The 13,261-nt window shown below is 29.6% G+C and carries 9 protein-coding genes; all 9 read right to left on the bottom strand.

Annotation, left to right across the window (positions count from 1 at the left end):
* Positions 1-23: 23 nt before the first annotated feature.
* The 9 genes from QOZ93_RS04035 to QOZ93_RS03995 all read right to left on the bottom strand — a co-directional run bounded on the left by QOZ93_RS04035 (position 24) and on the right by QOZ93_RS03995 (position 13,145).
* A complete protein-coding gene (locus tag QOZ93_RS04035) occupies positions 24-974 on the bottom strand; it encodes a relaxase/mobilization nuclease domain-containing protein (RefSeq protein WP_307355189.1) in 951 nt (316 codons plus the stop codon).
* A gap of 235 nt (positions 975-1,209) precedes the next feature.
* The gene (locus QOZ93_RS04030; protein WP_307355188.1) at positions 1,210-2,418 is read right to left on the bottom strand and encodes a hypothetical protein; all 1,209 of its coding nucleotides are present in this window, start codon (positions 2,416-2,418) and stop codon (positions 1,210-1,212) included.
* Positions 2,419-2,622: 204 nt separating this feature from the next.
* Positions 2,623-2,925, bottom strand: a complete 303-nt coding sequence (locus QOZ93_RS04025) for a MobC family plasmid mobilization relaxosome protein (RefSeq protein ID WP_307355187.1) — start codon at positions 2,923-2,925, stop codon at positions 2,623-2,625.
* 160 nt (positions 2,926-3,085) lie between these two features.
* Positions 3,086-4,075: a DUF3991 and toprim domain-containing protein gene (locus QOZ93_RS04020; protein ID WP_307355186.1), complete on the bottom strand. Its 990-nt coding sequence runs from the start codon at positions 4,073-4,075 to the stop codon at positions 3,086-3,088.
* Between the two features lie 23 nt (positions 4,076-4,098).
* The gene (locus tag QOZ93_RS04015) at positions 4,099-4,815 is read right to left on the bottom strand and encodes a JAB domain-containing protein (RefSeq protein WP_307355185.1); all 717 of its coding nucleotides are present in this window, start codon (positions 4,813-4,815) and stop codon (positions 4,099-4,101) included.
* Positions 4,816-5,076, bottom strand: a complete 261-nt coding sequence (locus QOZ93_RS04010) for a hypothetical protein (RefSeq protein ID WP_307355184.1) — start codon at positions 5,074-5,076, stop codon at positions 4,816-4,818.
* A 74-nt stretch (positions 5,077-5,150) separates the two neighbouring features.
* Positions 5,151-11,381, bottom strand: a complete 6,231-nt coding sequence (locus tag QOZ93_RS04005) for a DEAD/DEAH box helicase family protein (protein WP_307355183.1) — start codon at positions 11,379-11,381, stop codon at positions 5,151-5,153.
* Positions 11,374-12,363 (bottom strand): ParB N-terminal domain-containing protein, encoded by a 990-nt coding sequence (locus tag QOZ93_RS04000; protein ID WP_307355182.1) that lies wholly within the window; start codon positions 12,361-12,363, stop codon positions 11,374-11,376. Before QOZ93_RS04000 ends, QOZ93_RS04005 begins: the two co-directional genes overlap by 8 nt.
* A complete protein-coding gene (locus QOZ93_RS03995; RefSeq protein WP_307355181.1) occupies positions 12,360-13,145 on the bottom strand; it encodes a ParA family protein in 786 nt (261 codons plus the stop codon). The genes QOZ93_RS04000 and QOZ93_RS03995 overlap by 4 nt, the downstream gene beginning before the upstream one ends.
* Between the last annotated feature and the right edge of the window lie 116 nt (positions 13,146-13,261).

Raw genomic sequence — 13,261 nt, 5'->3', positions numbered from 1 at the left:
AATTATCTAAATCCATAAGTTTTCTACATATCTTTTCCATTTTCCCAATCAAGTCCCCTTCCTTTAGTTTCCTCAATAACTCTTTCCTTCTTTGCTTGTCCTTCAAGAACAGTCAAAGGTAAATGGTAATTATAATTATTACTTTTGTCATTAGAAATCATTTCAATCGCTGTCAATAACAATTCCATTCTTGCTTGAAGTTGCATTTTATCAGCCTTTTGTCTATTTAATTCAAAAGCTTTAAGAAGTGCTTCTTTTGTAAATTGTTCTGGTGGATATAGTTTTCTATTCCTGCACTTTTTTTCATCAGCAGTTGTAAAAGTTATATATTTTCTTTCATCTGTCCAATCAACTTTATAACCAAGCTTATTCATATTTTCTATGAACTCATCCTTACTTCTACTGCACCATTTACAATGCTTCACTGCAAGATACAGCTCGTATTTCCAACTTTGTTTTTTATCAGTTGCTCTGTATTCTCCTCTATTCTTATGCTTTCCTTTTTCTCCATCAACAACAATAAGACCATATTCTTTGCATAATTCATCTGAGTATTCCTTTAAACTTTCTAATTGTTCCTTTGATAGTTGCCACTTATGTCCTTTTGTAAAGCTAACTGAATTAACAATAAAATGAGTATGAATATGTTCTTTATCTGTATGAGTTGCATATACCACCTGAAAATCTTTAAAAACTTCATGCTCTAAAAGCTTTTTACCTATCTCATTTATAATTTCTGGTGTAACTTTATCATTAGGTGAAAATGACTGAATAAAATGTATAAACTGCCTTCCCTTTTCTTTATTAAAATTCTGCTTAGTCATAACAAACTCTTCATAAGCTGTATCTAATGAGGAATCTTTTCCTCCTATTAAATTTTCTGATGTCTTTAGAGGATTCTTTATATAATTTATAGCTCTTTTCATACCTTTATAGGTATTATTTGAACCGTTAATAAATTCAATTACAGCCATAGCTTCACCCTTTTCACTTTTTTATAATTAAAAAAATCTGTTGATTTGCTTACAAATCACAGATTCTATTAATTCTCATTATTGTACTTATCAATCTATTATAAAGTCTTGACTTATTTGAGTCTTAGTAAATTTTTAAATTACTTTGCACAAATATATAAACTGCAAATTATTTTTTTTAACATTACATTGTTTTCTTCATAATTTGCCATTATAAATATTAACCATCATATAACTATTTTTTAGTTCTTAGTTTTCCTCTGATAAAAGCACTTTTCACTTCTAGCATTTTATTCCATCTCGAAAGTAAACTTATACGAATTTCAGTTGGATTTTTACTACTAACAATCAATTTATGCAATTCCTCTAGATCAATAATATGAATCATTATTTTATATTTATTATTAATCTCTATTAACTTGAGTGCCCAGTCATTCCAATTCAAATTTGGATACATCTCTGAAATAATTACTATGCAATGTATTGTTTCAATTGATTCATTTGGAATTTTAATAATATTATTTAATTGACTAAAAATAGTTTCATTTCTTTTTATACTCTTTGTTGCTCCACAAAGCTGATTTAAAGCTTTTTTTATCTGTTTTTCAATATTTAAAGTGAATCGTTCACTAATTCTATCTGATTCAATATTAAAAATAGACATAACTTTAGATTCTATTATACAAATGTGTTTTTCATCCCAAGCTAAAATATCTGTCAATTCTCTTAGTTTATCTTTTTTATAAATCTGTGGAGACCTATAACTTCTTGAATCACCATATAATGATTCTATCAATTGAAATATTTGTTGTTCTAACCCACCACCTTCATCTTCATCATCAATTTTAAACTCTCCTGTTCCTACTCCTATTATATTTACAGGATTACTAAATATAAATTCACACTTGAATTTATAAAATATCGTTGAAGGCTCAAAAAATTTATTTATAAATATTTGTTCAATATCCGCTTTATATTTATCAAATATAGCATCATCTAATTTTCTAACATCTCCATAATATAATATCAAATTATTTAACGTAGAAAGTAACTTTTCAGATTCCATTTTATCAACATTACATACTGATGAAACTAAAGGTCTTGCTAATTCATCAAAAAAATGAATGTGCCACTCTTTATTGTTATTTTTAAGCAACGACAAAAATAGTTTGCCCTCACTTTCCTTGCTAATAATTTGATATGTATTATAAGGATATTTTAGGTTATCCATTATAAATAATCCTAATACTAAAATATTTTGACCTTGATGTTCATAAATTGCTATATTTAAAAATGTATCAACTCCATTATAAATTGATTTAATTACATTAGTTGGAAGTTTAGCTATAATATGAGGATAATCGTTTCCTTCGACTTCTGTTATCCATATTCCAAAAGAATCACTTTGCATTTCCATATAGATTTTACCTGGTGGTATAAACACAACTTTTCCTCCCTTCCCCTAAAAACAATATATTATTAAACAGTTTTCGTCTACTTAATACCCTTTCATATAACCAGTGTATTTATTATAATTTTATCGAGAAATTATTCCATAGTCACCATAAACCAAATTCATTTATTCTTAAACATTGTAATTATATACCATATATATTTAAATTTCAAATAATTTAAAGAACTTAATTTCTTATTTTCTAATGCACACTAATTCCTCCCATATCTCCTTAAGCACCTTATTCACAGCACCTATGTCTGCACAACTAACCTTTCCTTGGTGGCAAAGCATAGTTAATTGATTAAGATTTGTACCTACTTTAGAAAGTTGGTGAGTAAAATCTTTTATCCCATCAATAACAACAATTTCTTTATTTAATGCAGAAGATATAACATAATTACTAAAGGTCATATTAGCTCTTTTTGCTTTCTTTTTTATTTGTTCCACTTCATTTTCTGTCATTCTAATATTGGTCTGTAAGTTTCTTTTTCTCATCCATTCCCTCCTTTCTGCAAAGAAATTATTTTAAAAAGGGCGTGGGGATTCCCCACTCTTTACAATCTATTGGCTATACCAATAGGAAGCTTGCCTTCACCCCAAGCCCATGGCTTTGGCTCAGTCCTCTTGGATATTGAAAAAAGAACTCTTTACCTTTCTAAAAACTTATATCATCAAACTCATTTGAGTAATCATTACTTCCATACATAGGTTCATTTTCACTTATTTTTCTTACCTTTGAATCCGTAATTAGAGCTATTAAATCTTCATTAAAATCTTTTCCTTTTGGTGTATGCCTTACAATTTCATATTTGTCTTTGTATTTATTAAATATTTGATTACATGCAAAATACCCTGCCTCATCATTATCAAGGCAGAGCATTATTTTATTTATATAAGGACTTTCTTTTAAATAGTATTCAAGAGCTTTATCAGCAACTCCTCCAAGAGAAATACAGTGATTTTCAAAATTCAATATATTATGCTTCTTAATCAATGTAAGATAACTCATCAAATCAATAGGTGCTTCAAATACACATACTGTATTGTTCTTTCCTTCCTTGCAAAAAGGGTAGGCTTTATCTGAATTTTTAACATCACATCTAAAAAATTTTCCAGTAGTATTAGTACTTCTTATACTTGCATATTTAGGATTATTTTCTTTGTCATACCCTACAAATACGCAGCTACCATACTTATTTTCATAAAGCTTGTGTTCTTTAACAAAATCTCTTACTATTTCCTTTTTAATACCCCTGTAATTTATAAGGTATGCAAAAATATGTTTAAAGGTAGTATTTTTCTCTGGAAGAATAAACTCGCCTTTGCTTTCTTCTTCAATAACTTCTGAAGCTATATATTTTACAATTTCATCTGATTTCCCTATTAGAGTTTTTACAGCATCTACCCAAGACTTATTTTCTATTTCCATAACAAATTGAATGGCTCCACCACCTTTATTTTGAGAAAACCAGTTCCACTTATGACCATCACTATGAATATATAATCCTCCATAACCATCTATTTTAAAGGAACGAGGAGTAACTTGCTTTACAGGATAACCTAAACTTAAAGCATAACTTATTATATTTATACTGTTTGCAAGAGCTATTTCATCATCAGTAAATTTTAACTTTTTCCTTTCCATAAGCTTTTTACCTCCTATAAAAACTAAAGCTCCAATTCCTCATCTAATTCAGAATTGAAGCTTTGTTTTTCCTCTATAATCCTTTTATCCTCCATCTTTATAGGTTCATATACTGCCATTCCATTTACTGAAGCTGGAACATAACCTTTTTCAGCCATAGAACAGTAATTTACTCCTGCAACTATAATATGATCATGTATTTTAATATCTAATGGTTGAAATATATTTACGAGTTTTTGTGTTATTGCTTTATCTTCATTGGATGGTAAAATAGATCCTCCTGGATGGTTATGTGCTAATATCATTGCCTTGCAATCACAAGCTAAAGCTTCTTTTAAAATATCCCTTGGATAAATTACTGCTTGAGAAACAGTTCCTTCTGATACTACCTTTGTTTGAATTATGTTATTTCCATTATCTAAAAACGCTATCATAAATTTTTCTTTATCCTTTATACCACTTAGTAGAGGAATAAAATAATCTGCTGCTTTCTCTGGGGTTGAAAATTTAATCTTATTTTCACTTTCATGAGCTTTAAGTAAGTTATATGATGCTATAAATTCATTAAGAAGTCCTATTTTTTGAAGTTGCTTTTCATTTGGTTCTATTATATTGGGATGTTCTAAAATATTAAAAGGATTATTTTCTTTTGCATATTCTTGAATTTTCTTTATAGGAATGCCCGTTAAATTGGTTAAACCTTTTAGAAAAGTATTGGTGTATGGCATGTTCTTATCCATTTACAATACACCTCCTATACTATCTAAATTAATTTCCTTGTAATTTAGAGTCTCTAAGACTAACTCTAAATTTTCTAATTTTTCATAAGCTTCATAAGGTAATTCCATTTTGTCGTAGTCCTTCAAGAAATTATCTACACCATAATTTTCAATATATACTGTTATTTTTTCTTCAGTATCCATATCAAGTTCCAAAAGCTGTGCTATTAGAGCACTTAAATACTTATAATTATCTCGATTTATTCCTTTATTTTTATTCATTTATATCACCTTTTTCTATTAACTTTTTAAATAAAAATAAAAAGACCTGTTTGATAACAAGCCTTATTTATTTTTTATACTACCATCCCTTCTTCATTTTCAAATTCATTTTCCCCTTCTTTTTTATCCATAAATGCATCTTCATCTACTATAACTTCAGCATCTTTTTTATTAAGATCCAGTAATGAGTTTAATTCAAATTGTCTTGATAGCTTTTCTTTTAATGATTCTTCATAAGGAAATGGTTTTTCATATTCTATTTTTGATTGTTCTAAGTTTCTTTTATATTCCTCTATCTTTGTTTCTGTATTCTCCATTTTACTTTCAAGATTATTTAACACATTTTCAATTCTTAGCATATTTCCATGAGCACTATCCCCAAGGTCTATAGTGTATTTTAAATTACCATGAATTAAAAGTTCATACTTTTCATAAAAGAGATTTTTTCTAAGTTTTAATTCAAATCCTTTATAGCTTGCTACATGAAGTTCTTCACCTTTAGGTATTTTGACATAAAGGCTTTGGATCATTGTTCCTGCCTTTTCTCTTTCATCAAATAGTTTGCCATTTATAATTATTGAAAAATCCTTACCATCTTCCATATTTCTTTTACCAATATCCTTAATAACACATTCAAGCTGGCTATTAGCTTCACTAATAAGTTTAGGATATTTATAAGTAAAGTTGTCCTGCAATGTATATTTTTGACTATCATAGGCAGCTTTTAAAACTCTAAGTCTTGATACTTCATTATCAACATCCATCTTTTCCTTTATTAACGGATTTCCTGTAGCTAAGGCTTTAACTTCTGCATAAGACAGTACTGTTTCATCTACATCTTCGCAATTTCTTGCAACGGATTTTGAAGTCATTATCTGTGAGATGAATTTCTGCTTTTGCTCTACAATCTGCCAGAGGTATGAATCAAAGGTATCTTTAGTAACATACCTATATATGTTTACTTCTGGATTAAAATTTCCCTGCCTTAAAATTCTTCCTTCGCGCTGTTCAATGTCAGAAGGTCTATAAGGACAATCTAAATGATGAAGTGATATAAGCCTATCTTGAATATTAGTTCCTGTCCCCATTTTAGGTGTACTTCCTATGATTACTCTTTTATTTCCAGACCTCATATCTGAAAATAACTCTTCTCTTTGTACTTCGTTTTTAGCATCATGAATAAAACATATTTCATTTTCAGGTATACCTTTTCTTACAAGCTCATCTTTAATGCTATTATAAATAGAAAAACGTCCATCTGAATTAGGCGTTCCCACATCACAAAATACTATTTGAGTTCCTTTTATACTTTCTGATTTTTTATATTCTTCATAAATATTTTCAATACACTTATTAACCTTTGAATCGGGCTCATTTATAGCCTCTTTATTAATAAGTCTTGGATCAGTACCTAAAAGTCTTGCTTCATTGGTTATCTTAAGCATATTATCTACAGAGGGATCAACCATACCATTTCTAATTCTTTCTGCTCTTTCTACATAGTTTTCCATCTCATATTTTATAAATTCACTTGGATTTGAAGATACTAAAATATATTTATCCTCTTTAAGTTTTGGTATTGGTAGCTTTAACATATCTGCGGTTTGAACATCTGCTATATTTTTAAATAAGGTCATAAGTTCTGGAAGGTTTGTAAACTTTGAAAACCTGCTTCTAAATCTATAGCCTGTACCTTCTAGAGCAAGTTCTAGTGATGAAACTACTTCACCAAAGCTTGCTGCCCAAGCATCAAAATGCTGTATTCCTCGCCTTTCTAGTTCATGGTTTTGAAGATATCTCTGCATTACATACATTTCTGTCATAGAGTTTGAAATAGGAGTTCCTGTTGCAAATATTACTCCTCGGCCCTCATTAATCTCATGGATATATTGGCATTTCATAAGCATATCGCTTGCTTTTTTAGCTCTTGTATTGGATATTCCCGCCACATTTCTCATCTTAGAAAATACTGCACAGTTTTTATAATAATGTGCTTCATCTACAAACATAGTGTCTATACCAAGCTCTTCAAAGTTTATAACATCATCCTTTCTTGATTCATCAAGAAGTCTTTTAAGTTCACTCTCTAAACTTTTTTTAAACTTTTCCATCTGCTTTATAGACCAGTTTTCTCCTCTTTCCCTTTTGGTAGCTTCAATAGCATAGGTCATTTGGTCTATCTGATAATTTAACATTTTCTCTTGTCTTTCCTTTGAAATTGGTATCTTTTCAAACTGAGTATGTCCTATAATTATGGCATCATAAGCTCCTGTAGCAATTCTGCTTACAAATCTCCTTCTGTTCTGCTTTTGAAAATCTTTTTTAGTTGTAACTAAAATATTTGCTGAAGGATATAATCGTAAAAACTCTGCTCCCATCTGCTCTGTTAAATGATTAGGAACTACAAATATGCTTTTCTTAGAAAGTCCTAATCTTTTAAGTTCCATAGCACTTGCTATCATTTCAAAACTTTTTCCTGCACCAACGCAATGAGCAAGAAGTGTACTGCCTCCATAAAGAATTCTTGCTATAGCATTTACTTGATGTTGCCTAAGTTTAATATCTGGATTCATACCTGGAAAAGTTAAATGCGTTCCATCATACTCTCTAAGCCTTATGTTATTAAAGTTTTCATTATAAAATTCAACATACCTCTTTCTTCTGTCAGGATCTCTAAATATCCAATTTTTAAATTCTTCTTTAAGCTGATTTTGCTTTTCTCTTGCCAGCATGGTTTCCTTTTGATTAAGTACATACCTTACATTATCTCCATCTTCTATTCTGTCTTTTACAGTAACAGTTCTAAGATTTAAAGTTTCTTCAATAATGTAATAGGCATTAAGTCTTTTTGTTCCAAAGGTTTCTGTTGCAGCTACAGAATATCCATCTACTCCTTTATTTTCAATAGCCCATGAAGCATTATAATTATTATAATGCACTTTTACTTCATTACTGCTATAACGAGAATCTGAGTTTTGAGCATACTTTGGAGTTCCTAAGGTTTCATAAATAAAATTTTCTATATCACTTTCTTCAATCCATGTTGTCCCAAGCCTTATGTCAATTTCACTAGCTTCTAAATTTACTGGCTGAACCTTTTCTAAGGCTTCTACATCTTGAGTAAAAAGCTCTGGATTAGTTTCCACATAAAGTTTTGCTAATTTTAATTTCTGCCTTACATTACCACTTAAATATTCATCTTGAGTTTCCCAGCCTTGAAGTAAATCATCTTTATTATATTTTTCAGGATTTAAGAATATCAAACCTTTAAGTTCATTTATAATGTTTTCTCTTGTGCTATCATAAATTTCTAACATTAGAGATAAATCTACTATTCCTTTTTCATTTAAGCTTACAGTTAATGCTTCAATAGCCGTATCTACTTCTGTTATTTTTATCTGTGGTCTTATTGTTTGTTTAGTAAACATATCAGCTTTTGTAACGTTCTTATTTTCATCTACTACTTCAAGAGAACATAAAAGAGGATAATCATTGTCATCTCTAAAAGCTGTATTATTAGTTCTTGCTGTTATATATCCATAACTTTTAATAAAATAATCATATCTTCTATTTAATATTTCCTGCTTTTCTTTTAGTTCTTCATATGTACAACCATTTGTTTGAATATCTATTATTTCTCTTGTAATTTCTCTTATAGAATGAAGTCCTTTTATCCTCTCTAAAGTTTTTCCTGTAGCTTCAATTTTTCTCATTACAGCATTTTCTCTATAATACAACTGATTATCTATAAAAGTGTAAGTATAGTTTCTGATGTTAGGATCAGCAGGGATAAAATCTTCTGCATTAACTTCTTCTCTTTCAAAACTTGTTATGTTAGCATTTAAATTACCTACTGCTTTTTCCAAAGCTTCTTTTAAATCAAAGTTTTCATCATCATTAACCAAAGCTGTGTATTTGCTACCTTCTCCAAACATTCTCTGGTCAAAAACCATTTTTCCAAGAAGCATTTCTGGATTATCAAGAAAGTATTCATTTATAGGAACTCCATCTTCTGTTTTAGATACATGAAGCCAATTTTCTTCTGTAACTTGTACCCTTTCTCTCTTTTGAAGAAATATAATATCAGCAGTAACATCTGTATTAGCATTTGATTTAAAAGCCGTATTTGGAAGTCTTATTGCTCCAATTAATTCTGTTCTTTCTGCAATGTACCTTCTTACACTATTGTTTTCTTTATCCATAGTACCCTTAGATGTTATAAAAGCTATAATTCCGCCCGGTCTTACTTTATCTAAAGCTTTAGCAAAAAAGTAATCATGTATTAAAAAATTTTGTTTATCATATTTAGAATCATGCAGCTTATAATCTCCAAAGGGAACATTACCTATAGCAACATCAAAGAAATTATCTGGATAGTTATTTTCCTCAAAGCCTTGTATTTTAATATTGGCCTTTTGATATAGCTGCTTTGCTATTCTCCCTGAAATATCATCAAGTTCTACTCCATATAATTTAGAATCTTTCATGCTATCTGGAAGCATAGAAAAGAAATTTCCGACTCCCATGGAAGGTTCTAATATATTTCCTATTTTAAACCCAAAGCTTTCAAGCGCCTTGTATATTCCTTCAATAACTGTAGTTGAAGTGTAATGAGCATTAGGTGTTGAAGCTCTTGCAGATACATATTCCTCAGGAGTAAGTAGTGCTTTTAGCTCTGCATACTCACTATTCCATCCTGTACTATTAATATCAAAGGCTTGTGCCATACCTCCCCATCCTACGTACTTAGCAAGTATTTTCTGTTCTTCTGGTGTTGCCAATCTATTTTCTTCTTCAATAACCTTTAATGTTTTAATGGCTTCTATATTGTTTCTAAATTTAGTTTTAAGTCCTCCAACACCAATTTCATCTTCTAAACTATATCTGTAATTTATTTTCTTAGTTTTTTCTTTTACATCTACTTTTTCTTTGTGTTCAGTCATTTTATTAACTTCATTGTTATTTAACCAGCCTAATATATTACTTTCATAGTTTTCTATGGCTTTATTTTTATAATCTTCCCAAGTTGAATTTTTATCTGTATCCCTATCTTCTTCATTGTTAATAACTTTACTTTTTTCATCTTTAATATCTTGTATATTTTTATCTGCATTATGATTATTTTCAGGCATTAAAAAAGAGCCACTAGCTTGTGGCTCAAAAATATCTACTTGCTTTATCTCGTTTTGTATACTATCTCGTGAAGAACTATCTCTTCTGCTGTTTCCTTTATCATTTCCCTGTGTTTGAAGTTCTCCATTGTGTTTTCTGGATTCTGTATTGGATTTGTCTTTAGCATTTGCTCCATCAATATTTCTAACCTCTGATAAGCTTCCTCGTTTACTTGATGCATTTTCTCTATCAATTCCCCTTGGGCTAGAAGTAGACTGTATCTGCTCTGATGATTGTTCTTTAGATAATTCATTGCCATTTGTCCATATTTTCCTAAGGGTTTCTGATCTACTTCCTTGTCCTTGGGTATTTGTATCTCTGGATAAAATATTCCGTCTATCTCCTTGTAATTTAAGTTTAGATTCTCTCTCATGATTTTTTTCGCTCCTTTGCTCTTTTATAATTTTTAATATTTCACTTTCAAATTCTCTAAGAATTTGCTGAGATATACTACACACAGAATTTCCAAGTCTAAAGGTTAATGGTAGTGTATTAAAATGATTTATTATTCTAAAATTATTATCATCATCAAAGTTTGAAGCTTGTATCCCACATCTTTTTGCCACCATATAATTTATACTTTCAATAACAGTTTGAGTAAAACAACTTATAAAACCTTCTTCAGGTAAATTTTCAAGCCATGTTTCTTTAATATCCTGTTCATAACCTTGTAAAATATTATCAAAGCTTTCATTAACTTTAATATCAGTAATCTTTAATATTAACTCTTCAATAGAACTGCTACTTAAATCATATTTTTCATTTATATTTTCTAAAAGTTTTTCACTAATAACATCATTTAACTTCCATAGCTTAGGAATAGTATGAGGCTCTCCATTGGTATCTTTAACATCAAATAAATAGGTTAATTTAAGGGTTGGCATTGAGGTGTCAAAAGCTGCTATACTTCTTGTTCCCTTATTTACATACCTTCCTATTTTTTTATTCCATATTTCCATACTAGCAACCATAGTAGCATTGGGTCTTTGAGCATAAATTAAAATTGCATTATCAAAGTTATATTTATAAATTTTTGATGCAAAGTCTAAGAATTCTTTCCATTCTTTTTTATTGCTTGTAACTATTCCTGTTACTTTTTCGTAGATTTCTCTTACTTCTGTTAATCTACTCATCAAGTACCTCCTTCCCCTGAGTTTCAAAATATAGCTTTAAAGCCTTATCAATAATATCTTCAATCTCTGGCTGCTTAGCTTCTGGCTTAAAATATTTGTTTATTAGTTTTTGCTTTAACTTCATAGAAGCAGGCTTATTTGATATTGTTCTTTTGTTAACTTCTCCTGAAAGAATTGAATAAGCTGTTTTTTCATTTAGTTTACCTTTTTCTGAGTAATCTCTAATAACTTCAGCTTTTTTCATATCTATTTTGTAGTTATTCTCTGCTGTAATTTCTACAATCATATTTTGCTGTTCTTCTGATAAATATGATAAATCCACACCTGCTCTTATAGATATTTGTCCTTTATCTAAAAACTCTTTTATTTCATCTATTAACTTGAAAATTCTTAAATATCTTGCTATAGAATTTTTAGAAAGTTTATATGTTTCTCCTATTTCTTCATGGGTTCTTAACTTTTTCCCCAATGGGGAAAAAGTTTCATCCTCCTTGATTTCATTAGATTTAGAAAGTCTTTCTATCTCATTTAATAGGTCATTTCTAATTCCTTGATTAGCCATAGCTTTATGTCTTGTATAAATAACAGCAGCTCTTTCTGAATGAAGTAAATCTGAAAATGACCTTTGCATTGTATTTGTTTCAGTAACAATTAAAGTAGCTTCATCTTCTGTAAGTCCTTCCTTAATAACTGCTGGCACTTTAAGTATTCCTACAAGTTTTGCAGCATTAACTCTATTATGACCAGATAGGATCTGATAGCTTGTACCTATAGTCCTTACAACTATAGGTACTATAACTCCAAACTCCTTAATACTTTCTACCATGTCATTTAGTCTTTCTCCTTCATATAGCTTAAAAGGATGATTACTAAAAGACACCAGTTTTTCTATTTCAATTTCTGTTATTCCTGATTTAGTTTCTTTTTCAGGTTGAGTATCTCCAAACATATCATCTAAACTCATTAATCTTTTTTCACTCATAGTGCTGCTACCTCCTTTGCAAATTCCATATAAGCTATGGATACTTTATTCTTAGGATCATATTCTATGGTGCTTTTACCTCTCATATTTGCTTCTCCAACCTTTACCGATGTTGGTATCTTGATTTCAAAGATGTGAATATGACTTCCATAAGCTTCTTGAATAATTGATAGCACTTCCTTTGAAAGTTTCATTCTTTCTGCGTACATTGTAAGCAGTATGCCATCAACTTCAATACTAGGATTTATTCTCTTTTTAACTCTTATAATATTCCTAAGAAGTAGCTCCAAGCCTTTAGCTGAAAGATATTGAGGAGTAACAGGAATAATTACACTATCACAAGCAGCTAATGCATTTATAGTAAGCATTCCAAGTGATGGTGAACAATCAATAATAATGTAGTCATAATCAGTTTTTACTTCATCAACTATAGATTTTAAAACCAGTTCCCTGCTCATAACATTAACAAGTGCTATTTCTATTGCTGATAACTCTAAGCTACAAGGAATAATATCAATATTTCCTGCTGAAAGAATATATTCTTCTTTTTTAGGTAAACTTTTCTCTTCAATAGCCATTGCCATAAGATTATATATTGTTGTTTTTATACTATCCGTATTATCATAGCCAAAGCATACTGTTAAGCTACTCTGAGGATCAAAGTCTATAAGTAGTACCTTCTTTCCCATTTCTGCTAATGCATATCCTAAATTTAAAGTTGTTACAGTTTTGGCTACTCCTCCTTTCTGATTAACAATAGAAATAACTTTACTTTTACACATAGTTACCATCCACCTTTATAAATTAATTTTTCCCGTTTTTCTAATTCACACTATTTAATTTAATAATACACTTATAAATGTATGTAATCAAGAAAAATCTTTTGATTTCATCAATT

Origin of the sequence: Hathewaya limosa, from assembly GCF_030815255.1 — a bacterium.
In the GTDB taxonomy this organism is placed as follows: Bacteria; Bacillota; Clostridia; order Clostridiales; family Clostridiaceae; genus Hathewaya; species Hathewaya limosa.
The sequence above is the reverse complement of the archived record's forward strand: the minus strand, read 5'-3'. Positions and strand labels throughout refer to the sequence as shown.

Excerpts from the sequence above, each read along its gene's own strand:
- QOZ93_RS04035 (WP_307355189.1), bottom strand. The coding sequence starts at position 974 with ATGGCTGTAATTGAATTTATTAACGGTTCAAATAATACCTATAAAGGT.
- QOZ93_RS04000 (WP_307355182.1), bottom strand. The coding sequence starts at position 12,363 with ATGAGTGAAAAAAGATTAATGAGTTTAGATGATATGTTTGGAGATACT.
- QOZ93_RS04010 (WP_307355184.1), bottom strand. The coding sequence starts at position 5,076 with ATGAATAAAAATAAAGGAATAAATCGAGATAATTATAAGTATTTAAGT.
- QOZ93_RS04025 (WP_307355187.1), bottom strand. The coding sequence starts at position 2,925 with ATGAGAAAAAGAAACTTACAGACCAATATTAGAATGACAGAAAATGAA.
- QOZ93_RS03995 (WP_307355181.1), bottom strand. The coding sequence starts at position 13,145 with ATGTGTAAAAGTAAAGTTATTTCTATTGTTAATCAGAAAGGAGGAGTA.
- QOZ93_RS04015 (WP_307355185.1), bottom strand. The coding sequence starts at position 4,815 with ATGGATAAGAACATGCCATACACCAATACTTTTCTAAAAGGTTTAACC.
- QOZ93_RS04005 (WP_307355183.1), bottom strand. The coding sequence starts at position 11,381 with ATGAGTAGATTAACAGAAGTAAGAGAAATCTACGAAAAAGTAACAGGA.
- QOZ93_RS04020 (WP_307355186.1), bottom strand. The coding sequence starts at position 4,075 with ATGGAAAGGAAAAAGTTAAAATTTACTGATGATGAAATAGCTCTTGCA.